Origin of the sequence: Pseudomonas cavernicola (genome assembly GCF_003596405.1) — a bacterium.
Classification (GTDB): Bacteria; Pseudomonadota; Gammaproteobacteria; order Pseudomonadales; family Pseudomonadaceae; genus Aquipseudomonas; species Aquipseudomonas cavernicola.
This window is the reverse complement of record NZ_QYUR01000006.1, coordinates 1-23,429: the sequence shown is the minus strand read 5'-3', so window position 1 is coordinate 23,429 and position 23,429 is coordinate 1. Positions and strand designations below refer to the sequence as shown.

Annotated in this window: 13 protein-coding genes and 6 pseudogenes; 10 read left to right on the top strand and 9 right to left on the bottom strand. The window is 59.4% G+C overall.

The genetic code is table 11. The annotated features are described in order from the left end of the window. Positions 1-15 precede the first annotated feature (15 nt). Entirely contained in the window at positions 16-990 is a 975-nt protein-coding gene (gene cysB, locus D3879_RS16160) for an HTH-type transcriptional regulator CysB (RefSeq protein WP_119955302.1), read from the top strand. A gap of 277 nt (positions 991-1,267) precedes the next feature. Here the strand turns inward: cysB and D3879_RS16155 are convergent, their stop codons facing one another. Next, a complete protein-coding gene (locus tag D3879_RS16155; protein WP_119955301.1) occupies positions 1,268-2,002 on the bottom strand; it encodes a phosphoadenylyl-sulfate reductase in 735 nt (244 codons plus the stop codon). 185 nt (positions 2,003-2,187) lie between these two features. Here D3879_RS16155 and thrH point away from each other — a divergent pair, with 185 nt between their 5' ends. After that, positions 2,188-2,805 carry a bifunctional phosphoserine phosphatase/homoserine phosphotransferase ThrH gene (thrH, locus tag D3879_RS16150; RefSeq protein ID WP_119955300.1) on the top strand — a complete coding sequence of 206 codons (618 nt, stop codon included), beginning with the start codon at positions 2,188-2,190 and terminating at the stop codon, positions 2,803-2,805. 73 nt (positions 2,806-2,878) lie between these two features. On the opposite strand, the gene pabB is transcribed toward thrH, so the two are convergent. Further along, entirely contained in the window at positions 2,879-4,243 is a 1,365-nt protein-coding gene (gene pabB, locus D3879_RS16145) for an aminodeoxychorismate synthase component I (protein ID WP_119955299.1), read from the bottom strand. A 163-nt stretch (positions 4,244-4,406) separates the two neighbouring features. Here pabB and D3879_RS16140 point away from each other — a divergent pair, with 163 nt between their 5' ends. From D3879_RS16140 to D3879_RS16110, 7 genes are all read left to right on the top strand, one after another. After that, positions 4,407-7,121, top strand: a complete 2,715-nt coding sequence (locus D3879_RS16140) for a winged helix-turn-helix domain-containing protein (protein WP_177412446.1) — start codon at positions 4,407-4,409, stop codon at positions 7,119-7,121. Then, positions 7,118-9,838 carry a helix-turn-helix transcriptional regulator gene (locus D3879_RS16135; protein ID WP_119955298.1) on the top strand — a complete coding sequence of 907 codons (2,721 nt, stop codon included), beginning with the start codon at positions 7,118-7,120 and terminating at the stop codon, positions 9,836-9,838. The genes D3879_RS16140 and D3879_RS16135 overlap by 4 nt, the downstream gene beginning before the upstream one ends. A 241-nt stretch (positions 9,839-10,079) precedes the next feature. After that, entirely contained in the window at positions 10,080-10,526 is a 447-nt protein-coding gene (locus tag D3879_RS16130; protein ID WP_119955293.1) for a DUF6160 family protein, read from the top strand. A gap of 90 nt (positions 10,527-10,616) precedes the next feature. Beyond that, the gene (locus D3879_RS16125; RefSeq protein WP_119955294.1) at positions 10,617-11,378 is read left to right on the top strand and encodes a C39 family peptidase; all 762 of its coding nucleotides are present in this window, start codon (positions 10,617-10,619) and stop codon (positions 11,376-11,378) included. A gap of 81 nt (positions 11,379-11,459) precedes the next feature. Next, a complete protein-coding gene (locus D3879_RS16120; protein ID WP_119955297.1) occupies positions 11,460-12,434 on the top strand; it encodes a transporter in 975 nt (324 codons plus the stop codon). A gap of 18 nt (positions 12,435-12,452) precedes the next feature. Continuing rightward, positions 12,453-14,045, top strand: coding sequence for an outer membrane protein transport protein (locus D3879_RS16115; RefSeq protein ID WP_119955296.1), 1,593 nt, complete (start codon positions 12,453-12,455; stop codon positions 14,043-14,045). 1 nt (position 14,046) lies between these two features. Then, positions 14,047-15,210: a MalM family protein gene (locus D3879_RS16110; protein WP_119955295.1), complete on the top strand. Its 1,164-nt coding sequence runs from the start codon at positions 14,047-14,049 to the stop codon at positions 15,208-15,210. 86 nt (positions 15,211-15,296) lie between these two features. Here D3879_RS16110 and D3879_RS16105 read toward each other — a convergent pair. Further along, a pseudogene (locus tag D3879_RS16105) lies at positions 15,297-15,611 on the bottom strand (sugar-transfer associated ATP-grasp domain-containing protein); the annotation flags it as partial. A gap of 211 nt (positions 15,612-15,822) precedes the next feature. Here D3879_RS16105 and D3879_RS27170 point away from each other — a divergent pair. Then, positions 15,823-15,930: pseudogene (locus tag D3879_RS27170) on the top strand (hypothetical protein); the annotation flags it as partial. A 69-nt stretch (positions 15,931-15,999) separates the two neighbouring features. On the opposite strand, the pseudogene D3879_RS16100 reads toward D3879_RS27170, so the two are convergent. The 6 genes and pseudogenes from D3879_RS16100 to D3879_RS16075 all read right to left on the bottom strand — a co-directional run. Continuing rightward, positions 16,000-17,160, bottom strand: a pseudogene (locus D3879_RS16100) (MalM family protein). A 1-nt stretch (position 17,161) separates the two neighbouring features. Then, positions 17,162-18,753, bottom strand: a pseudogene (locus D3879_RS27645) (outer membrane protein transport protein). 18 nt (positions 18,754-18,771) lie between these two features. Then, positions 18,772-19,745, bottom strand: a pseudogene (locus D3879_RS16090) (transporter). 81 nt (positions 19,746-19,826) lie between these two features. Next, positions 19,827-20,588, bottom strand: a complete 762-nt coding sequence (locus D3879_RS16085) for a C39 family peptidase (protein ID WP_119955294.1) — start codon at positions 20,586-20,588, stop codon at positions 19,827-19,829. A gap of 90 nt (positions 20,589-20,678) precedes the next feature. Further along, on the bottom strand, positions 20,679-21,125 hold the full coding sequence (locus D3879_RS16080; RefSeq protein WP_119955293.1) for a DUF6160 family protein: 447 nt from the start codon (positions 21,123-21,125) through the stop codon (positions 20,679-20,681). A gap of 241 nt (positions 21,126-21,366) precedes the next feature. Next, positions 21,367-23,429, bottom strand: a pseudogene (locus D3879_RS16075) (helix-turn-helix transcriptional regulator); the annotation flags it as partial.

Genomic DNA, 23,429 nt, shown 5'->3' with positions numbered 1-23,429 from the left:
CTTTGAGGGATATTTATGAAGCTCCAGCAATTGCGCTACATCTGGGAAGTGGCGCACCACGACCTCAACGTTTCCGCCACGGCACAAAGCCTTTACACCTCGCAGCCGGGGATCAGTAAGCAAATCCGACTGCTGGAAGATGAGTTGGGCGTTGAAGTGTTTGCCCGTAGTGGCAAGCATTTGACTCGGGTGACGCCAGCCGGCGAGCGGATCATCACCACTGCTGGGGAAATTCTGCGCAAGGTCGAGAGTATCAAGCAGATAGCCCAAGAATTTTCCAATGAGAAGAAGGGCACGCTGTCCATCGCCACCACGCACACCCAGGCGCGCTATGCCTTGCCGTCAGTGATCAGCGGCTTTATCAAGCAATATCCGGATGTCGCCCTGCACATGCACCAGGGTACGCCCATGCAGATCGCCGAGATGGCGGCGGACGGCACCGTCGATTTCGCGATTGCTACCGAGGGGCTGGAGTTGTTCAACGACCTGGTGATGATGCCTTGCTATCGCTGGAATCGCTGTGTCGTGGTGCCACAAGGGCATCCGCTAAGCAAGTTGCCGAAGCTGACGCTGGAGGCTTTGGCCGAATATCCGATCGTGACCTACGTATTCGGCTTTACCGGGCGCTCCAAACTTGACGAAGCCTTCAGCCACCGTGGTTTGACCCCTAAGGTGGTCTTTACTGCGGCCGATGCCGACGTAATCAAAACCTACGTACGGTTGGGGCTGGGGGTTGGTATCGTGGCCAAAATGGCTGTGGATGCGAAACTCGATCCGGACCTGGTGGTGCTGGATGCCAGCGAGTTGTTTGAGTCCAGCGTGACCAAGATCGGTTTCCGTCGCGGCACCTTCCTGCGTGGCTTCATGTGCGACTTCATCGAGAAATTCGCTCCACACCTGACTCGTGATGTGATGGCTAAGGCCGTGCAGTGCCACAACAAGTCCGAGTTGGAAGAGTTGTTCCACGGTGTGGAGTTGCCGACCTACTGAGGGTGTTCCAACAACAAAAGCCCGGCCAAAAGTGCCCAATGCTGTTCACTTAAGCGATGTGCGCCTGAGCTCCCCTCTCCCGTTTACGGGAGAGGGGCTGGGGGAGAGGGTAAATAGCGGGCAAAAGTGAATTCATCTGGCATGCACCCCTCTCCCTAACCCTCTCCCCAGAGGGGCGAGGGGATAAAAGGCGAAGACGTATGCTTAAGTGAACAGCATTGCGGCCAAGTGCCGGGCTTTGTTGGTCGTGGGTTCAAGCGGGTAGGGCCAGCAAGCGTTATTTTTTCGCAATCAGATTGCCGGCGTGCAGCCCGCATTCCTTCTGAGTCGCTTCTTCCCACCACCAGCGGCCTTCGCGCTCGTGCTGGTTGGGCAGTACCGGACGGGTGCAGGGCTCGCAACCGATGCTGATGAAGCCGCGTTCGTGCAGGCTGTTGTAGGGCAGTTCGAGCATACGAATATAACCCCAGATTTCCTCGCTGGTCATATTCGCCAGCGGGTTGAACTTGTACAGCGGTTTGTCTGGGGTGGAGAAGGCGCTGTCCACTTCCAGGACAGCCACCTGGCTGCGGGTGCCGGGACTCTGGTCGCGGCGCTGGCCGGTGGCCCAGGCTTTGACGGTGGAAAGTTTACGTTTCAACGGCTCGATCTTGCGGATGCCGCAGCATTCGCCGTGACCGTCCTTGTAGAAGCTGAACAGGCCCTTTTCCTTGACCATGGGTTCCAGCAGACGCGGATCGGGCGAGATCAGCTCGATGGCAATGCCGTAATGCTCGCGCACCTGCTCGATAAACCGGTAGGTCTCCGGGTGCAGGCGGCCGGTGTCCAGGCTGAAGACTTTGACGTTTTTGTTCAGTTTCCAGGCCATATCCACCAACACCACATCCTCGGCGCCGCTGAAGGAAATCCATAGCTCATCACCGAAGTGCTCGAAGGCGAGTTTGAGAATTTCCTGGGGGGATTTGCTGGCGTAAGTCGCGGCCAGTTCGGCGACATCGAAGGGGGTGCTCATCAGGCAGGCTTCCTAGTTTTAGTGGCGCTGAACGCTCTGTGCTGCCGATGGTAACAAAAAGCCGTTAAGCGCCTAAATAACCAAGTACCTGCATCGGCCGTTATACGGGCATAACGCCGCGTTGCACGGCGCCGGGCGAGCGGCTAGAGTGCCGCCTTCTTTTAAATCCTCTCTAGGAGTGTCCCGTGGAAATCGCCTGTCTCGACCTGGAAGGTGTGTTGGTGCCGGAAATCTGGATCGCCTTCGCGGAAAAAACTGGTATCGACGCGCTCAAGGCAACCACCCGGGATATTCCGGACTACGACGTGCTGATGAAGCAGCGCCTGCGGATCTTGGATGAGCACGGCCTGAAGCTCGCCGATATTCAGGAAGTGATTGCCACCCTGAAGCCGCTGGACGGCGCTGTGGAGTTTGTGAACTGGCTGCGTGAGCGCTTCCAGGTGGTAATTCTCTCCGACACCTTCTACGAGTTTTCTCAGCCGTTGATGCGTCAGCTGGGCTTCCCGACTTTGCTTTGCCACAAGTTGATCACTGACGAAACCGACCGCGTGGTGAGCTACCAGCTGCGCCAGAAGGACCCCAAGCGTCAGTCTGTTCTGGCCTTCAAAAGCCTCTACTACCGAGTTATCGCGGCGGGGGATTCGTACAACGACACCACCATGCTCAGCGAGGCTCACGCCGGTATTCTGTTCCATGCGCCGGAAAACGTCATTCGTGAGTTCCCGCAGTTCCCGGCCGTGCACACCTATGAAGACCTCAAACGCGAGTTCCTCAAGGCGTCCGACCGCGAACTCAGCCTTTAAGGCTGCAAGCGGTAAGTAAAAAGGCCCGCAATGCGGGCCTTCTTTGTGGTTTTTCCTGTGGGCTGGATTCCGCCTACGCGGGAATAACGGGGGAGTTGAGGTTTTCCAGGGTTTCCAGCAGAACCCGAACCTTGGTGATGGATTCCTGATACTCCGCCTGCCAGTTGGAGTCCGCCACTATCCCGCCACCGCCCCAGCAACTGATCTGGCCGTCTTTCACCAGCAGGCTGCGGATTGCGATGGAGCTGTCCATTTCGCCGCGCACATCCAGATACAGCAGTGAGCCGCAATACAGCGCGCGGCGCGTCGGTTCCAGTTCATCGATGATCTGCATGGCGCGGATTTTTGGCGCGCCGGTGATGGAGCCGCCAGGGAAACTGCCGGCGATGAGATCCAGCGCATCCTTGCCCGCGGCCAGCTCGCCGGTGACGCTACTGACCAAGTGATGGACGTTGGGGTAGCTCTCCAGGGCGAACAGTTCTGGGACCCGTACCGAGCCGGTCTTACAGCTACGCCCCAGGTCGTTACGCAGCAGGTCGACGATCATCAGGTTTTCCGCGCGATCCTTGCGGCTGGCCAGCAACTCGTTGGCCTGCGCGACATCGTCTTCCGGCGTCAGGCCGCGGGGGCGGGTGCCTTTGATCGGGCGGGTTTCGACTTGGCCTTGGCTGACCCGCAGAAAGCGCTCCGGCGACAGGCTGAGAATCGCGCCGCCATCGGCCAACGTCTGGTAACCGGCAAACGGTGTCGGGCAGGCAGCCCGCAAAGCGCAATAAGCCGTCCAGGGATCGCCCTGGCAGGGCGCCTGGAAGCGCTGGGCGAAGTTGACTTGGTAGCAGTCGCCGGCCTGGATATAGGCCTGAATACGTTCAAACGCCTGGTGGTAGGCCGTTTCGCTCAAGTCAGCGTGGAACGCAGGGTCTAGCTGAAAGGGCTGGGCTGGCTCGGCCGTCGGTTGGCTGAACAGTTTACGCAGGCGCTCACGTTCCGCATCTGCCAGGGCCGGGTGGAACACCAATTGGCTGGTGCCGAGCTGGTGATCGCTGATCAAGGCCCAGGCATAGAGGCCGAAGTGCGCATCGGGCAAGTTCAGGTCATTCACGGCTTGAATGGGTATTGCCTCTAGGCGGCGACCAAAGTCATAAGCCAGGTAGCCAATCAGCCCACCGATAAAGGGCAACTCGCAATCTGCCGGGGCTGTGGCTGAACCCAGCTTGGCCAGCCCTGCGCGTAGGCGTTGGAGAAAGTCGTTGGCCGATTCGTCAGCGCCCGGCGCCAGCTCCGCCAATGGCCAGGCGCTGATAAGGTCATAGCGTCCACGCTGGGCCATCGGCCGTCCGGAGTCCAGCAACACCGCGCCGGGTGCCTGGCGCACGGCGGCAAAGTAGTCGGCAGGATCTGCGCGATAAGGCAGTGGGTGTAACGAACAAGTAGGCATGGAGACGGTCAGGCGAGCGCGGAAGCCGATTGTAGACCGCCGCCAGCATTCATCCTAGAGCTTCTGCGTGGGTTTACTCGGAGATAGCGAGCTGATTAGTATGGATAGATCCCAAGTGTTAGAACGGTCGCACCACAACAATAATTATCAAGGGATCCAGGCCATGGACGTAGTGATAGATCCAGCCGCCGGTAGTTTACTGCGCTCAAAGCTGACGCCACCGCCAGTGCCCGTTGACTATTTGACCCGACCACAGGTGCAAGCGGCCTTGGCTGCTCACCCGCATGCGCGTTTACTGCTGTTTTCCGCGCCTGCCGGCTTTGGCAAGACCACCGCGATGGCGGCCATGGCCCAAGCCCGCGGCCTCGCCGGTAGCGTTGTCGCCTGGTTTTCGCTGAGCCCTGAGGACGATGACCCTTCGCGGTTCTTCCTGCAGTTGATCGAAGCGCTGAGCGCCGCGATTCCGGGGCTCGGTGAGGACGCTCTAGGCTATCTGCAGAACACCATGCGGGTCCCAGTCGCGGCAGTGATGGAAAGCCTGTTGGTCGACCTGGCCCAGCACGAGCAGCCGTTGCTGCTGGTGCTCGATGATTTGCATCTGATCCACGATGTCGAGTTGCTTAGCGGCCTCAATCGGCTGGTGAAGTTCGCCCCGGCCGGCTTTGCCCTGGCTGTCGGTAGCCGTTCGCAGCCCGCACTGAATCTGGCGACCTGGCGGGCCAAGGAATTGCTGCTGGAAGTCGGTTCCCAAGAGCTGCGCCTGACCAAGTCGGAAACCCGCGATTACCTCGATCGTGGTGGCCTGCATTTGGACGATGCGGCACTCGCGGCACTCCATGGACATACCGAAGGCTGGATGGTCGGCGTGCATCTCGCCAGCCTGTGGTTACGTCATCAGCCGCAAGCCTCCCAGCAAATGGCCGAGATGGGCGGCGATCAGGCTGCGGTCGGTGACTACCTGCTGCGCAGCGTGTTCGAGCAGTTGTCAGTGGAGATGCAGGAAGTGCTCTTGGCTCTCGGCGTGGCCAGGCAACTGAGTGGCGATCTGGCCAACGCGCTGACCGGCCGCCAGGATGGTCAACGCTTGCTGGAGCGGTTAGAGGCGATGCAGCTGTTTCTCTTGCCGTTGGATCGCGAGCGGCAGTGGTATCGCTTCCATAACCTGTTCGCGGATTTCCTCCGTGCGCGGCTGAAGGAGCGCGATCCGGAGCGGCTCAACCAGTTGCACTTCAATGCCAGCCTGTGGTTTACCAACCACCATATGCAGAACCTGGCTATCGAACACGCGTGCCTGGCCGAGGATCCGCAGATGCTGGCCGCGCTGGTCGATGGTTGCGGCCTCGAGCTGATCAATCGCGGTCAACTCAACCTGATCCATCGCTGGCGTCAGCATGTGCCGAATGAGATTGCCGAGCGCTTTCCGGTGCTGGTTTTGGCCGATGTCTGGACGCGCGCCGCGGAGCTGTCGTTGCCGGAAGCAAACGGCATGCTCGATGAGCTGCTGGCGCGCTGGGGCAAGGACAAGTCCGAAGGCCCCTTGGGCGACAACATGTTGGCCATCCTGGCGATCAAAGCAGTGCTGGCCCTACAGAAGGATGACCTGGAAACGTGCGTCAGCTTGGCGCGCAAGGTTGAGGCGCAACTGGGGCAACATACCGCCTTTCTGGAGGTGGCCATGCTGATCATTGGCGCCTTGGCCCAGGTCATGCTCGCGCAACCCGAGCAGGCCCGGCGTCTGCTGGCCTTGGCGCAACAGCGCAAACACTTCCTCGAAGGCCGCTACCTGGACATGCAGCTGGCGAATGTCGAGATTCTTCTGTGCCTTGAACAAGGACAAATCAAGCAGGCGCAACTGCGGTTCGAACAATTGCGTGCTCGGCTTATTCCCTGGTTCGGGGAAAAATCGCGGGCCTTGGTGCTACCGACCATCACCGAGGCGCTGATTGCCTACCATCAGGCGCGTTTGGAGGGTGTCGAGAAGCGTCTGAGCTGGGCGCTGGCGACCGTCGATGTGATCAATCCGATCGACCTCTATGCCCAGGGCATGCTGAGTCTGGCGCGCACCCAGTGCATGCAGGACAAACCAAAGGAAGCGCTCGCCAGCCTGGTGTTAATGCAGAACCTGGCGGCGCGGAACCAGTCCTGGCGCTTCTATGCGCAAGCCGCCGGTGATGAGATCGCGCTGATCCTGCAGGAGCCGGCGCCGGACCGGGTCAAACGCGCCGAGCAGCGTTTTCAGAGTGTGGACTGGAACAAGTTGGCCGCCAATTATCGGCATATGGCCTTTAACCCTGTGCTCTGGGTCCAGGGTTTGACGCGGATTCGTTTGCAACAGGCGCGTGCTCATTACAGCGAAGCGCTGCATGAGATCACCCAGCTGCGTGGTCAGTTGCAAAACGGCTGGCATGGTCTGCAACGGCTACACCTGGACCTGCTGGCGGCGCTCAGTTACCAGCGCTTGGGCTATCAGGAGCGGGCGCAGACGCTGCTGGTGCAATGTTTGATCAGCGCCGAGCGTGAAGGTGTGCGCAGCCTGTTTATCGAGGAAGGCGAGGCGATCCGCCTGCTCTTGCAGAACTTGGAAGCGGCCGAGCGGCAGCCAGCATTGCAAGGCTTTGTTCGTGGCTTGTTGGCGATTTGGCCAGGGCAGGGTGCGCGTAAGTCGCTTGAAGTGTTGGAAGAGGGGCTTACCGAGCGCGAGCGCGAAGTGGTCTTGTTGGCGGCCAAGGGGATGTCGAATGACGAGATTGGCCAGCAATTGGCGCTGGCCTTGGGCACTGTCAAATGGCATCTGCATAACATCTACGAGAAGCTCAAGGTGCGTAATCGGACGCAAGCCATCCGTCGCGCCCGCGAGCTGGGGCTACTCCAGTCATGACCATTCCTTTGACGCACCTTCAGGGTTTCCCCTTACTGCGCACCAAGCTGTTCCCCGCGGATGCCGGCGGCCGGCCGCAGTTGACGCGTGCCGCTTTGATCGAGCGGTTGTTCGCGGCGCGCGAACAGCGTTTAGTGATCCTCAGTGCGCCAGCCGGCTTTGGTAAAAGCACCGTACTCAGCCAGTATCGCCAGCGTCTGCTGAGTACTGGGGCGCGAGTCGCCTGGTTGTCTTGCGATGAGTCGGATAGCGAACCGCAACGCCTGTTGCAATACCTGGTGGCGGCGATCAACGCGGTACACCCAGGTTTCGGCAGCAACACCGCGGGGTTGTTGCAGGGCGATGTGAGTTGGCCGCAGGAGGCACTGATTGACGCTTTTCTCGCTGATCTTAAACGCCTGGATGGCCATATCTACCTGATGTTGGATGATTTCCATCGCATCCGGCATCCTGCATTGGGGCCGGCCGCACGCTACCTGATCGAGCATCTGCCGCCGACGGTGCATCTGCTCACGAGCACGCGCTATCAGCCACAGTTGTTGATCGAACAGCCATCGCTAGAGCGTTGGGCCTTCTGGCTTAAAGCCGAAGATTTGCGGCTGACGCCTGATGAGACCGAGGCCTATTTTCGTGAAGTCAAACAGCTGTCGCTGAGCAGCGCTGAGCTAACTCTGCTGCAGGCCCGCACCGAAGGCTGGATCACGGCATTGCACTTGGCGGCACTGGCATTGGCCCGACACCCGAATCGAGCAGCCTTTCTCGCGGGGTTGTCCGGTACCGAGCGCAACATCGCCGATTATCTGGCCGAGGACGTGCTCGCCAGTCTGCCGGAGAGCTTGCAGCTGTTTCTTGACCAGACTTCGGTGCTCGATGAGTTCAATGCGGAGTTGTGCAATGCCCTGACTGGCAGGCGCGATGGCCTCGATATGCTGATGCGGCTACAAACGGAGCAGCTGTTCGTGATTCCGCTGGACGAGCAGGGTGAATGGTTTCGATTTCACCACCTGTTTGCCGAGTTTCTCCAGGGACGCTTGGCCAGGCGTAGCGATCCCGCGACGTTGCTGCATTCTGCGGCGCGCTGGTGTGAGAGCCATGACCTGCCGGATCGCGCGATCAAATACGCCTTGCGCGCCCGCGACTACAGCTTTGCGGCGGAGTTGCTGGAGCGGCAGGGTGCGCGACTGATCGCGAGTAATCGGGTCTATGGCATTCTCGCGATACTCAAGAGCGTGCCAACCGAGGTGATTCGCGAGCATGCAGTGTTTCAGATTTTCTATGCCTGGCAACTGGCTTTCGAGCAGAAGTTCGCCGATGCCGAAGCGCTGATAGAGGAGGTCAGCACGCGCTTGCTGCAAGGCCGTGGCAAGGGTATGCACTTCGGCTTGCTGGAGTTGTTAGCGGCGGCGCAGGTCCTCAAGGCCTTGGTACTGCTGTATCAAGACAAATTGGAAAGCTGTTTGAAAGTCGCCCGGCAGTGGTTGGGTATGGCGCCGGATAACCAGCCGGTATTTCGCGCCAGCCTTTCCTGCGTGCAAGCGGCGGCTTATGCGCTACTCGGTGAATTCGGCGAAGCGGCCAAGTCGATTGCGCTGGCGCGTGACAACTTGCGCCTGGTCGAAAGTGAATACCTGCATGTGATGACCAGCTTGATCGAGGCACTGATCTGCAAGGAGAACGGTGAACTCGAGCGCGGGCGCGCACTGGCCGAGGCCGCGCGCGGGCGGGTGGAGCGGGTGTTCGGTCGGCGCAGTCGGGTCGGCGGGCCGTTGGCCCTGGCCTATGCGGATTTGCTCTACGAACAGGATCGGCATGCGGCCATTCTCGCCGAATTACCACTGGCCACGACCTGGCGCGACGTTGCGACACCGATCGAGTTGATTAGCCGGGGCAAATTGGTCATGGCACGGGCGCGTTTCTTCGCTGGCGAGCCCGAGCAAGGTCTGGCCCAGCTCGACGAATGGCTGGCAGAGCTGCACGGTGCAGGTTACGAACGCGTGTTTGCCCTGGGCATGAGTTGTAAGGTGCAGTTTCTACTCTGGTTGCGGCGGCCGAATGAGGCCGAGCGCGTGTGCTTGCAAATGCAGCGGCACTTGGCCGTGTTGCCGGCAGGGCGTTACCTCGATGCAGAGACTGCGCTGGCACTTTCCGAGGCACGCCTGGCTCTCTGCGAGCGGCGTGCGGATAAAGCGCAAGCCAGTCTGGAAGCCTGCTTGGCAAAACAAACCGCGGATCACCAGCGTGACCGCCGCTTGCGTCTGTCCTTGTTACTTTCTGTGGCGTATTGGCGCAAAGGTAACAGCGAAAAAGCCTTCGCCTTGTTTCAGCCAACCCTCGAAGATGCCTGGAACAGTGGCTACCGCCGGTTATTCCAGGATGATGCGTTGTGGCTGCTACCGCTCTGGGACGCCTGGCGGGTGGCGGAACCGAAGCGTTCAGCCGCTTGGCAAGGGGTGGCGGAGTTGCTTCGTGAGCAATGCCGCCGGTTGGCCGTAGATCCTGAAAGTTTCAATGAGAATCAAGATGTTAGCCACCGCGAGCGGGAGATTTTGCGCTTCGTGGCGGCGGGCTTGTCGAACCGTGACATTGCCCAGGCGGTGCATTTGTCGGAGGCCACGATCAAATGGCATCTGCATAACCTGTTCGCCAAGTTAGGGGTGCGCAGCCGCACGCAAGCGGTACTCAAGGGTAAGAGCATGGGGTTGTTGAGCGAGGCTTGATCACGCGGTAGGGCTAGCCCTCGGCCGTGCTCCATCCCTTGGATGGGCTGGCAGGCGGGAGCGGGCCCAGTAGTTTTGTAACCAGGGCGGGAAGCACAGTGCTTCACGAGTCCAGAGCTGATGCGACTAGGGAAGCAGCGTCAGGCCTGGAGATCGGCGTGAGCCGATTCAGCTGCCAGTGACAGGAGTCGACGGTAGTGCCCGGGGAACAACCCATCTGTGATCTTTGGAGACAACAACAATGAAAAGCTTAAAACAACTGGCTCTTGTCGCTGCTGTACTGGCTGTTCCGTTCATGGCTCAAGCCGATCTGAAAGCGATGGATGACTCCGCTCTGTCGACTGTGACCGGTCAGGATGGGATCAGCATCTCCGGTAACTTCGGTGGCGCCATCGGCAACGTGGCCTACACCGATTCAGGCAATAGCCTGCACCTGAACAACATCGCTTTCTCTGGTTTCACTATTCTCGATACGGCCCCTGTGACCGTTGATGTGATCGATAACGGCGCCGGCTTGAAGCAACTGGCCATTGGCCTGCCGGGTATGACTGGCACCGTTTCCGTGGGCGGCATCTATGTCGGTGGCACCTATGCCGCCGGCGCCGTCACCGGCGCTGCCAGCATCGGCGCCCTGGCCATCAGCGACATGAACATGGCCGGTACCACTGTAAAGGTCTGGGGTCACTGAGTTAGTTTGGCAGGTTAGACCTGGAAAGCCTTATCGGCCTCGGCTGATAAGGCTTTTCTCCTAATAAAAGTCGCTCCATCAGGACTGCAAATGATCGAGATTCTCCTGGGTAGCCTGATCGGTGTATTTGGCTTCACCGAAGCGGTGGACACCAAGCCGCCGGCACAAGGCACCGTCAATCTCACCCAATCGCTGACGCCCAATGGCCCGCTGCGCGAGTCGGTGACGTTGGAGCCGATGAGCCAGTTGCAGTTTCGCAATGTGATCCGTCAGGCCTATGACTACAGCTGCGGTTCGGCGGCGCTGACCAGCATGCTCGACTATTTCCTTGGCCGTAATCTGCAAGAGCGGCAAGTGATGGAGGGGCTGCTGCGCTACGGTGAGGCGGACAAAATCGTCGAGCGGCGGGGTTTTTCGCTGCTGGACATGAAACGTTTCGTCGCCGCTTTGGGTTACAAAAGCGGCGGCTTCCGCGCGGCGTTCTCCGATCTGGACGAACTGGAGCATCCGGCGCTGGTGCCGATCGAATATGCCGGTTTCAAGCATTTCGTGGTGGTGCGCGATGTCTATAACGACCACGTCTTCGTCGCCGATCCGGCCCTCGGCAATATCAGTTTTACCCGTACCCGCTTCGAGGAAATCTGGGATCAGAACGTGCTTTTCGTGATCTTTCCCAGCGGGCAGGAACCGCATAACGCGATGGCTTTGACCGAGCGTGATTTGCGCATCATCGATGACCGTACGATAAGCCTGCTGGCCTTTCGCGAGTTCCCACAAATCACCAAGTTCTCCGAGAATCAGGCCACTGAACTGGGTTCCGGGGGCGATATTCAGTACATCCGGCGCAAGTGATGTTCACGGCAACCAATGCCCGGCATAACAAAAATAACTGGGGATAGCGTCATGGGTGTGAAGAGGTGTGCATGGCTAGTCATGCTGGCGCTAACTGTGGCGCAGTCGTTATGGGCTGCTGAGCCCTCGGTCGAGGATGCCCGTGAGGCGTTGAGCAAGAAGGAGGATGACGCTGACAGCGCCAAGGCGCTGGAACAGGTTTTTCAGGCGGCGGAAAAGAGCTACACGCTGCTGAAAAAGGGAGAGCGTACGCTGACCTATGGCTTCGACTACTCGCTGGTGCGCGACACCCAGATCCAGAGCGTGCGCACCGGCAACAATGTGTTCAGCGTGCTTGCGCAAAGCGAGGCACAGCATACCTTCACCAACTCTTTCACCTTCGATTACGGGGTCTGGGACAACCTGACCTTCAGCATGCGCCTGCCGTTTATTGCCAAGTACGACACCGAACGCGATTTGAACGCCTACAGCTTGGGCGATCTCTCTGCCAGCCTGCGCTGGCAGCCTTGGGCCTCGGTGCGTGGCAAGCCGGTGACGACCCTGTATGCCACCCTGGGTTTGCCCACTGGCACCAGCCCCTACGACATCAACAGCGACAAAGACCTGTCGACTGGCAGCGGTTATTACAGCATCGGCGGTGGTGCCAACCTATCTTATGTGATCGACCCAGTGGTGCTCTTCGGCTCGCTGGGTTACACCTACAACGTGCCGGTGACCGACATCAATCAGGCGCGTGGCGGGCGCAAGCTGGAGAAAGTCGATCCGGGCTCGACCCTGTCGTTCAGCATGGGCTTTGCCTATGCGCTGTCCTATGACGTTTCGCTCTCCACTTCCTACCAGATGGCGCAGACCTTCAAGCCGACTTACACCTTCGCCGACACCAGCTTCGAGGGTACCGAGCAGACCAGTTCGATCATGAACTTCTCGCTGGGGCTGAGGACCTCGCCAGACTACATCGTCAACATCAATGCCGGCTTTGGCATGACGGAGGACTCGCCCGACGTGTTGTTGGGGGTGTCGATGCCACTGGATATCAAAGGCCTGAAGGCCCAATAACCCGCGAGCGAGCACGTCATGACTATGCGTATTTCGCCGCTGGCGCGGGCGATTGCCGGGATCGGCATGCTCTGGATGGGGGTCGCGCAGGCGCAACTGGCGCAGAACCTGACCATCGGCAACCCCAAGGCGATGGCCATGGGCAACGCGATTACCGCGGATTTCAGCGGTATCGACGCGGTGCATTACAACCCCGCGGCCCTGACTAAACTGAAAGGCCGGCAGACCACCGTCAAGTTCATCGCCGGGGTGATGGACATTCGTGCCGACTTCAACGCACCGCCCGGTTACGGCAGCAACTTTCTCGGTCTGAACGACGATCCAGTCGCCAACAGTTCCAGCCGCACCACGACGTCGGCCATGTATTTGCCGGGGTTGGGCGGCGCGACCGAGGTGCCGCTGTTGTTCGCGCCGCTGGCGGGCTTGTCGATCAATCCGCCGGGCTCGAAGTTCACCTTCGCCACCAACGTCTACACCCCGCAGGCGCTGGGTTATTCTCGCGATGACAACGATCCGGCGCGCTACCAGGGTAAGGAAGTGGTGCTGCAGCGCTTGACCTACTTTTCGCCCTCGCTGGGTTACCAGATGAATGACGAACTGTCACTCGGGTTGTCGATCGGCTTTTCCCATCAGGCGGTAGCGCTCAACCAGGATTTCCGCGCCCCCGGTGTGCTCACTGGTTTCACCGGCGTGGCCCAGGATGCGCTGTGCACCGTCGATGGCAACCCGTTCGAGGTGCTGCTGAACATTTGTGGCGGTGATCTGGGGCCCTTTACCGATATCGCCAACATCGATGTGGACATGCAACAGTCCTTGTCGCCGACCTGGAACGTCGGTTTTCTCTGGGAGCCGAGCGACTGGTTCGCCCTCGGCGCGGTGTATCAGAGCGAGGCCAAGATGCATCTGCAGGGCCAGTACCGGGTCGACTACTCGCAGGACTGGCAGGGCTTTTGGCAGGGCCTAGACAGCTCGCTGATCGGCGCGATCTTCAACAGCATCACCCCGGATGGGGTGTTCGACGAGGAGAGGGGCAACGTCTCCATGGATCTGACCTATCCGGCGCATTTCGCCAGTGGGATCAAGCTCAAGCCGCATCCGCAATGGCAGATCAACTTCGACCTGAAGTGGACCGACTACAAGGCTTGGGAGAAGTTCGAGTTGGAGTTCGACCAGCCCCTGGATGTGCTTAAGATCGCCAGTCTGTTCTCACCGGACAATGCCACGGCGACCACCATCACCCTCGATCGTGACTACGAGTCGGTGTGGAGCTGGGCAGTTGGTGTCGAATATGAGCTCAATGAGCGCCTGAGCCTGCGTGTCGGCTATGAGCCGCGGCCTTCGGCCGTTCCAGGCAATAAGGCGGATATTCTTGCGCCGTTGGGCGATGCTCAGCTGTACGGGCTCGGCGCTGGTTATCGTTGGGACAAGGACACGGTGATCGATATCGGCTTCAACTATCTGGTCAGCAAGCAGAGCATTCCGGCACGCTCCAGTTGCAACATCAACTGCTCGGATATCGACAGCATGGTCTACAACCCCTATGCCGATCTCGATGTCGAAACCAGCGTCAAGGCTTATGTGCTGGCGCTGACTTATCGGACCACCTTCTGATATGCGTAGCCTACTGCTGCTCCTAACTCTCGTTGGTCTGGCCTCGGTGCAGGCCAGCAACGGCAAGTACTTGACCTGGGTCGATGATCAGGGGCGGGTGCACAACACCTTTGTCGATGGCAATTTCGCTAAACAGCAGCACCAGGCCGCGCGGCGAATCAGCCAAAGCGATCAGGCGCGGATGAACGATGATTCGGCAACGCGCTGGCCCGGCAGCAAAAACAATGGCGAAAGCAAACGCCGCTATTACACCTGGGTGGATGCCAGCGGCAATTTGCAGAACAGCTTCTATGCCGGCACCCAACAAACGGCAGGGAAGAGCGATGTGCTGCTGCCCAATGGCGAGCGTTCCGGTGAGTACATCGATGCCGATGTGCTGGAGGGGCGCAACTTTGTTCGCCCTGAGCACGGCAGCCCGTACTACACCTGGGTCGATGAGCAAGGGCGAATGCACAACTCAGCGGTGCCGGAGCAAGGTCGCGGGTCAGTGCAGAGGGCGACTGGTGACGGGCTGCCGGTCAAGTACACCGAGGGTCGCCAGGTCGAATTTGCCAACAAGACAGCGGTATTGCCATCCCTGGATGGCCAGCCCACGGCGGCGATGCAAGCATTATTGGCTGGAGCCCAGGGAAGCGCGGGGGATGGGCTCTATCAAAGCCTGCTGGACCAGTGCTGTGGGCAGCTGCCTGACGATGCGTTTACTGAACTGTCGGTGCAAGAACCTCGTTACGAGGAGCTCAATCGCTTCTCGCCGAGCTTTGATTTCCCCATGGGCCGCAGTTACTACGCGGCGCTGAAGCTGCCGCGCTCACAGCGTACGTATGGGTTGCGCGTACGCAGCTTTGCGAATAAGCAGGTGGTCTATCCCTCGCTACTGTTTCTCGATGAGGCCAAACGCCCAACGCGGCTAGTCAGCGATGCGGTCTATCAACTGCATGGCGAGACCTGGTATCGCTATGCCTTTATCGAAGGCACTGTGCCGGTCAAGGCTGCGGAAGGTGAACGCTACGTGTTGCTGCTCACCACCGACGAGGATCGTCATCTACAGACCCTAGACAACAAGCTGTTCAAGCGGCCGTTACAGGACCTGGCAGTGAATGACGCAGGAATGCAAACCCATGAGCATGCCGATCAGGGTGGTTTTGAGTTGGCGATCGTGCGTTAACCTCAACGCTGGCCAGCTAACTGCGAAAAGCCAAAGCCCGGCGCTAGGCCGGGCTTTTGGTGGTGGTGGGTCAGCCTGCTCCTGGATCAGATCTCCGCTTGATGCACATGGCCGAACAACTGCTGTGCGAAGCGCATGCGCTCTTCCGGGGTTTCCTGGATGCCTTGGGCTTTCAGTTCCGCCAGACGCGCCTCGACAGCATGGGCGCGATGTACCAAGCCGCAGTCGTTAGCGATCTGGATATTCAGGCCGGGGCGGGCGTTGAGTTCGAGAATCAACGGGCCTTTGTCCTGATCCAGCACCATGTCCACGCCGATATAACCCAGGCCACATAGCTCATAGCAGCCGGAAGCCAGCTTCATAAGCCTCCAGTCGGAGCTGTACGCGTCCACCGCTGTGGTGTGGGTGTTGCTGACTGTTGGCGCGTACCTGCCAGTCGAACCCAACGCCCTGCATGCTGCGCGACGATATGCAATGGCTCCGGCTGACTATGCGGGTTTATCGGCTGGACATGGTGCTGATCAGGACAGGCCGTTGATTCTGACTCAACGCCCGCCCGCTGAAATCAGATCGTAACGATGGCGGTACATCGCGCCCTGTCGAGGCGCTGGCGAACTGAAAGCCCAAGGCATCCAGGAAACCCCGGAAGAGCGCATGCGCTTCGCACAGCAGTTGTTCGGCCATGTGCATCAAGCGAGATCTGATCCAGGAGCAGGCTGACCACCACCACCAAAAGCCCGGCCTAGCGCGGGCTTTTGGCTTTTCGCAGTTAGCTGGCCAGCGTTGAGGTTAACGCACGATCGCCAACTCAAAACCACCCTGATCGGCATGCTCATGGGTTTGCATTCCTGCGTCATTCACTGCCAGTCCTGTAACGGCCGCTTGAACAGCTTGTTGTCTAGGGTCTGTAGATGACGATCCTCGTCGTGGTGAGCAGCAACACGTAGCGTTCACCTTCCGCAGCCTTGACCGGCACAGTGCCTTCGATAAAGGCATAGCGATACCAGGTCTCGCCATGCAGTTGATAGACCGCATCGCTGACTAGCCGCGTTGGGCGTTTGGCCTCATCGAGAAACAGTAGCGAGGGATAGACCACCTGCTTATTCGCAAAGCTGCGTACGCGCAACCCATACGTACGCTGTGAGCGCGGCAGCTTCAGCGCCGCGTAGTAACTGCGGCCCATGGGGAAATCAAAGCTCGGCGAGAAGCGATTGAGCTCCTCGTAACGAGGTTCTTGCACCGACAGTTCAGTAAACGCATCGTCAGGCAGCTGCCCACAGCACTGGTCCAGCAGGCTTTGATAGAGCCCATCCCCCGCGCTTCCCTGGGCTCCAGCCAATAATGCTTGCATCGCCGCCGTGGGCTGGCCATCCAGGGATGGCAATACCGCTGTCTTGTTGGCAAATTCGACCTGGCGACCCTCGGTGTACTTGACCGGCAGCCCGTCACCAGTCGCCCTCTGCACTGACCCGCGACCTTGCTCCGGCACCGCTGAGTTGTGCATTCGCCCTTGCTCATCGACCCAGGTGTAGTACGGGCTGCCGTGCTCAGGGCGAACAAAGTTGCGCCCCTCCAGCACATCGGCATCGATGTACTCACCGGAACGCTCGCCATTGGGCAGCAGCACATCGCTCTTCCCTGCCGTTTGTTGGGTGCCGGCATAGAAGCTGTTCTGCAAATTGCCGCTGGCATCCACCCAGGTTAATAGCGGCGTTTGCTTTCGCCATTGTTTTTGCTGCCGGGCCAGCGCGTTGCCGAATCATCGTTCATCCGCGCCTGATCGCTTTGGCTGATTCGCCGCGCGGCCTGGTGCTGCTGTTTAGCGAAATTGCCATCGACAAAGGTGTTGTGCACCCGCCCCTGATCATCGACCCAGGTCAAGTACTTGCCGTTGCTGGCCTGCACCGAGGCCAGACCAACGAGAGTTAGGAGCAGCAGTAGGCTACGCATATCAGAAGGTGGTCCGATAAGTCAGCGCCAGCACATAAGCCTTGACGCTGGTTTCGACATCGAGATCGGCATAGGGGTTGTAGACCATGCTGTCGATATCCGAGCAGTTGATGTTGCAACTGGAGCGTGCCGGAATGCTCTGCTTGCTGACCAGATAGTTGAAGCCGATATCGATCACCGTGTCCTTGTCCCAACGATAACCAGCGCCGAGCCCGTACAGCTGAGCATCGCCCAACGGCGCAAGAATATCCGCCTTATTGCCTGGAACGGCCGAAGGCCGCGGCTCATAGCCGACACGCAGGCTCAGGCGCTCATTGAGCTCATATTCGACACCAACTGCCCAGCTCCACACCGACTCGTAGTCACGATCGAGGGTGATGGTGGTCGCCGTGGCATTGTCCGGTGAGAACAGACTGGCGATCTTAAGCACATCCAGGGGCTGGTCGAACTCCAACTCGAACTTCTCCCAAGCCTTGTAGTCGGTCCACTTCAGGTCGAAGTTGATCTGCCATTGCGGATGCGGCTTGAGCTTGATCCCACTGGCGAAATGCGCCGGATAGGTCAGATCCATGGAGACGTTGCCCCTCTCCTCGTCGAACACCCCATCCGGGTGATGCTGTTGAAGATCGCGCCGATCAGCGAGCTGTCTAGGCCCTGCCAAAAGCCCTGCCAGTCCTGCGAGTAGTCGACCCGGTACTGGCCCTGCAGATGCATCTTGGCCTCGCTCTGATACACCGCGCCGAGGGCGAACCAGTCGCTCGGCTCCCAGAGAAAACCGACGTTCCAGGTCGGCGACAAGGACTGTTGCATGTCCACATCGATGTTGGCGATATCGGTAAAGGGCCCCAGATCACCGCCACAAATGTTCAGCAGCACCTCGAACGGGTTGCCATCGACGGTGCACAGCGCATCCTGGGCCACGCCGGTGAAACCAGTGAGCACACCGGGGGCGCGGAAATCCTGGTTGAGCGCTACCGCCTGATGGGAAAAGCCGATCGACAACCCGAGTGACAGTTCGTCATTCATCTGGTAACCCAGCGAGGGCGAAAAGTAGGTCAAGCGCTGCAGCACCACTTCCTTACCCTGGTAGCGCGCCGGATCGTTGTCATCGCGAGAATAACCCAGCGCCTGCGGGGTGTAGACGTTGGTGGCGAAGGTGAACTTCGAGCCCGGCGGATTGATCGACAAGCCCGCCAGCGGCGCGAACAACAGCGGCACCTCGGTCGCGCCGCCCAACCCCGGCAAATACATGGCCGACGTCGTGGTGCGGCTGGAACTGTTGGCGACTGGATCGTCGTTCAGACCGAGAAAGTTGCTGCCGTAACCGGGCGGTGCGTTGAAGTCGGCACGAATGTCCATCACCCCGGCGATGAACTTGACGGTGGTCTGCCGGCCTTTCAGTTTAGTCAGGGCCGCGGGGTTGTAATGCACCGCGTCGATACCGCTGAAATCCGCGGTAATCGCGTTGCCCATGGCCATCGCCTTGGGGTTGCCGATGGTCAGGTTCTGCGCCAGTTGCGCCTGCGCGACCCCCATCCAGAGCATGCCGATCCCGGCAATCGCCCGCGCCAGCGGCGAAATACGCATAGTCATGACGTGCTCGCTCGCGGGTTATTGGGCCTTCAGGCCTTTGATATCCAGTGGCATCGACACCCCCAACAACACGTCGGGCGAGTCCTCCGTCATGCCAAAGCCGGCATTGATGTTGACGATGTAGTCTGGCGAGGTCCTCAGCCCCAGCGAGAAGTTCATGATCGAACTGGTCTGCTCGGTACCCTCGAAGCTGGTGTCGGCGAAGGTGTAAGTCGGCTTGAAGGTCTGCGCCATCTGGTAGGAAGTGGAGAGCGAAACGTCATAGGACAGCGCATAGGCAAAGCCCATGCTGAACGACAGGGTCGAGCCCGGATCGACTTTCTCCAGCTTGCGCCCGCCACGCGCCTGATTGATGTCGGTCACCGGCACGTTGTAGGTGTAACCCAGCGAGCCGAAGAGCACCACTGGGTCGATCACATAAGATAGGTTGGCACCACCGCCGATGCTGTAATAACCGCTGCCAGTCGACAGGTCTTTGTCGCTGTTGATGTCGTAGGGCTGGTGCCAGTGGGCAAACCCAGGGTGGCATACAGGGTCGTCACCGGCTTGCCACGCACCGAGGCCCAAGGCTGCCAGCGCAGGCTGGCAGAGAGATCGCCCAAGCTGTAGGCGTTCAAATCGCGTTCGGTGTCGTACTTGGCAATAAACGGCAGGCGCATGCTGAAGGTCAGGTTGTCCCAGACCCCGTAATCGAAGGTGAAAGAGTTGGTGAAGGTATGCTGTGCCTCGCTTTGCGCAAGCACGCTGAACACATTGTTGCCGGTGCGCACGCTCTGGATCTGGGTGTCGCGCACCAGCGAGTAGTCGAAGCCATAGGTCAGCGTACGCTCTCCCTTTTTCAGCAGCGTGTAGCTCTTTTCCGCCGCCTGAAAAACCTGTTCCAGCGCCTTGGCGCTGTCAGCGTCATCCTCCTTCTTGCTCAACGCCTCACGGGCATCCTCGACCGAGGGCTCAGCAGCCCATAACGACTGCGCCACAGTTAGCGCCAGCATGACTAGCCATGCACACCTCTTCACACCCATGACGCTATCCCCAGTTATTTTTGTTATGCCGGGCATTGGTTGCCGTGAACATCACTTGCGCCGGATGTACTGAATATCGCCCCCGGAACCCAGTTCAGTGGCCTGATTCTCGGAGAACTTGGTGATTTGTGGGAACTCGCGAAAGGCCAGCAGGCTTATCGTACGGTCATCGATGATGCGCAAATCACGCTCGGTCAAAGCCATCGCGTTATGCGGTTCCTGCCCGCTGGGAAAGATCACGAAAAGCACGTTCTGATCCCAGATTTCCTCGAAGCGGGTACGGGTAAAACTGATATTGCCGAGGGCCGGATCGGCGACGAAGACGTGGTCGTTATAGACATCGCGCACCACCACGAAATGCTTGAAACCGGCATATTCGATCGGCACCAGCGCCGGATGCTCCAGTTCGTCCAGATCGGAGAACGCCGCGCGGAAGCCGCCGCTTTTGTAACCCAAAGCGGCGACGAAACGTTTCATGTCCAGCAGCGAAAAACCCCGCCGCTCGACGATTTTGTCCGCCTCACCGTAGCGCAGCAGCCCCTCCATCACTTGCCGCTCTTGCAGATTACGGCCAAGGAAATAGTCGAGCATGCTGGTCAGCGCCGCCGAACCGCAGCTGTAGTCATAGGCCTGACGGATCACATTGCGAAACTGCAACTGGCTCATCGGCTCCAACGTCACCGACTCGCGCAGCGGGCCATTGGGCGTCAGCGATTGGGTGAGATTGACGGTGCCTTGTGCCGGCGGCTTGGTGTCCACCGCTTCGGTGAAGCCAAATACACCGATCAGGCTACCCAGGAGAATCTCGATCATTTGCAGTCCTGATGGAGCGACTTTTATTAGGAGAAAAGCCTTATCAGCCGAGGCCGATAAGGCTTTCCAGGTCTAACCTGCCAAACTAACTCAGTGACCCCAGACCTTTACAGTGGTACCGGCCATGTTCATGTCGCTGATGGCCAGGGCGCCGATGCTGGCAGCGCCGGTGACGGCGCCGGCGGCATAGGTGCCACCGACATAGATGCCGCCCACGGAAACGGTGCCAGTCATACCCGGCAGGCCAATGGCCAGTTGCTTCAAGCCGGCGCCGTTATCGATCACATCAACGGTCACAGGGGCCGTATCGAGAATAGTGAAACCAGAGAAAGCGATGTTGTTCAGGTGCAGGCTATTGCCTGAATCGGTGTAGGCCACGTTGCCGATGGCGCCACCGAAGTTACCGGAGATGCTGATCCCATCCTGACCGGTCACAGTCGACAGAGCGGAGTCATCCATCGCTTTCAGATCGGCTTGAGCCATGAACGGAACAGCCAGTACAGCAGCGACAAGAGCCAGTTGTTTTAAGCTTTTCATTGTTGTTGTCTCCAAAGATCACAGATGGGTTGTTCCCCGGGCACTACCGTCGACTCCTGTCACTGGCAGCTGAATCGGCTCACGCCGATCTCCAGGCCTGACGCTGCTTCCCTAGTCGCATCAGCTCTGGACTCGTGAAGCACTGTGCTTCCCGCCCTGGTTACAAAACTACTGGGCCCGCTCCCGCCTGCCAGCCCATCCAAGGGATGGAGCACGGCCGAGGGCTAGCCCTACCGCGTGATCAAGCCTCGCTCAACAACCCCATGCTCTTACCCTTGAGTACCGCTTGCGTGCGGCTGCGCACCCCTAACTTGGCGAACAGGTTATGCAGATGCCATTTGATCGTGGCCTCCGACAAATGCACCGCCTGGGCAATGTCACGGTTCGACAAGCCCGCCGCCACGAAGCGCAAAATCTCCCGCTCGCGGTGGCTAACATCTTGATTCTCATTGAAACTTTCAGGATCTACGGCCAACCGGCGGCATTGCTCACGAAGCAACTCCGCCACCCCTTGCCAAGCGGCTGAACGCTTCGGTTCCGCCACCCGCCAGGCGTCCCAGAGCGGTAGCAGCCACAACGCATCATCCTGGAATAACCGGCGGTAGCCACTGTTCCAGGCATCTTCGAGGTTGGCTGAAACAAGGCGAAGGCTTTTTCGCTGTTACCTTTGCGCCAATACGCCACAGAAAGTAACAAGGACAGACGCAAGCGGCGGTCACGCTGGTGATCCGCGGTTTGTTTTGCCAAGCAGGCTTCCAGACTGGCTTGCGCTTTATCCGCACGCCGCTCGCAGAGAGCCAGGCGTGCCTCGGAAAGTGCCAGCGCAGTCTCTGCATCGAGGTAACGCCCTGCCGGCAACACGGCCAAGTGCCGCTGCATTTGCAAGCACACGCGCTCGGCCTCATTCGGCCGCCGCAACCAGAGTAGAAACTGCACCTTACAACTCATGCCCAGGGCAAACACGCGTTCGTAACCTGCACCGTGCAGCTCTGCCAGCCATTCGTCGAGCTGGGCCAGACCTTGCTCGGGCTCGCCAGCGAAGAAACGCGCCCGTGCCATGACCAATTTGCCCCGGCTAATCAACTCGATCGGTGTCGCAACGTCGCGCCAGGTCGTGGCCAGTGGTAATTCGGCGAGAATGGCCGCATGCCGATCCTGTTCGTAGAGCAAATCCGCATAGGCCAGGGCCAACGGCCGCCGACCCGACTGCGCCGACCGAACACCCGCTCCACCCGCCCGCGCGCGGCCTCGGCCAGTGCGCGCCCGCGCTCGAGTTCACCGTTCTCCTTGCAGATCAGTGCCTCGATCAAGCTGGTCATCACATGCAGGTATTCACTTTCGACAGGCGCAAGTTGTCACGCGCCAGCGCAATCGACTTGGCCGCTTCGCCGAATTCACCGAGTAGCGCATAAGCCGCCGCTTGCACGCAGGAAAGGCTGGCGCGAAATACCGGCTGGTTATCCGGCGCCATACCCAACCACTGCCGGGCGACTTTCAAACAGCTTTCCAATTTGTCTTGATACAGCAGTACCAAGGCCTTGAGGACCTGCGCCGCCGCTAACAACTCCAGCAAGCCGAAGTGCATACCCTTGCCACGGCCTTGCAGCAAGCGCGTGCTGACCTCCTCTATCAGCGCTTCGGCATCGGCGAACTTCTGCTCGAAAGCCAGTTGCCAGGCATAGAAAATCTGAAACACTGGCATGCTCGCGAATCACCTCGGTTGGCACGCTCTTGAGTATCGCGAGAATGCCATAGACCCGATTACTCGCGATCAGTCGCGCACCCTGCCGCTCCAGCAACTCCGCCGCAAAGCTGTAGTCGCGGGCGCGCAAGGCGTATTTGATCGCGCGATCCGGCAGGTCATGGCTCTCACACCAGCGCGCCGCAGAATGCAGCAACGTCGCGGGATCGCTACGCCTGGCCAAGCGTCCCTGGAGAAACTCGGCAAACAGGTGGTGAAATCGAAACCATTCACCCTGCTCGTCCAGCGGAATCACGAACAGCTGCTCCGTTTGTAGCCGCATCAGCATATCGAGGCCATCGCGCCTGCCAGTCAGGGCATTGCACAACTCCGCATTGAACTCATCGAGCACCGAAGTCTGGTCAAGAAACAGCTGCAAGCTCTCCGGCAGACTGGCGAGCACGTCCTCGCCAGATAATCGGCGATGTTGCGCTCGGTACCGGACAACCCCGCGAGAAAGGCTGCTCGATTCGGGTGTCGGGCCAATGCCAGTGCCGCCAAGTGCAATGCCGTGATCCAGCCTTCGGTGCGGGCCTGCAGCAGAGTTAGCTCAGCGCTGCTCA

Coding starts and splice junctions, on each gene's coding strand:
- D3879_RS16120 (WP_119955297.1), top strand. CDS start 11,460: ATGCTGGCGCTAACTGTGGCGCAGTCGTTATGGGCTGCTGAGCCCTCG.
- cysB (WP_119955302.1), top strand. CDS start 16: ATGAAGCTCCAGCAATTGCGCTACATCTGGGAAGTGGCGCACCACGAC.
- D3879_RS16080 (WP_119955293.1), bottom strand. CDS start 21,125: ATGAAAAGCTTAAAACAACTGGCTCTTGTCGCTGCTGTACTGGCTGTT.
- D3879_RS16110 (WP_119955295.1), top strand. CDS start 14,047: ATGCGTAGCCTACTGCTGCTCCTAACTCTCGTTGGTCTGGCCTCGGTG.
- D3879_RS16125 (WP_119955294.1), top strand. CDS start 10,617: ATGATCGAGATTCTCCTGGGTAGCCTGATCGGTGTATTTGGCTTCACC.
- pabB (WP_119955299.1), bottom strand. CDS start 4,243: ATGCCTACTTGTTCGTTACACCCACTGCCTTATCGCGCAGATCCTGCC.
- D3879_RS16085 (WP_119955294.1), bottom strand. CDS start 20,588: ATGATCGAGATTCTCCTGGGTAGCCTGATCGGTGTATTTGGCTTCACC.
- D3879_RS16140 (WP_177412446.1), top strand. CDS start 4,407: ATGGACGTAGTGATAGATCCAGCCGCCGGTAGTTTACTGCGCTCAAAG.
- D3879_RS16115 (WP_119955296.1), top strand. CDS start 12,453: ATGACTATGCGTATTTCGCCGCTGGCGCGGGCGATTGCCGGGATCGGC.
- D3879_RS16130 (WP_119955293.1), top strand. CDS start 10,080: ATGAAAAGCTTAAAACAACTGGCTCTTGTCGCTGCTGTACTGGCTGTT.
- D3879_RS16135 (WP_119955298.1), top strand. CDS start 7,118: ATGACCATTCCTTTGACGCACCTTCAGGGTTTCCCCTTACTGCGCACC.
- D3879_RS16155 (WP_119955301.1), bottom strand. CDS start 2,002: ATGAGCACCCCCTTCGATGTCGCCGAACTGGCCGCGACTTACGCCAGC.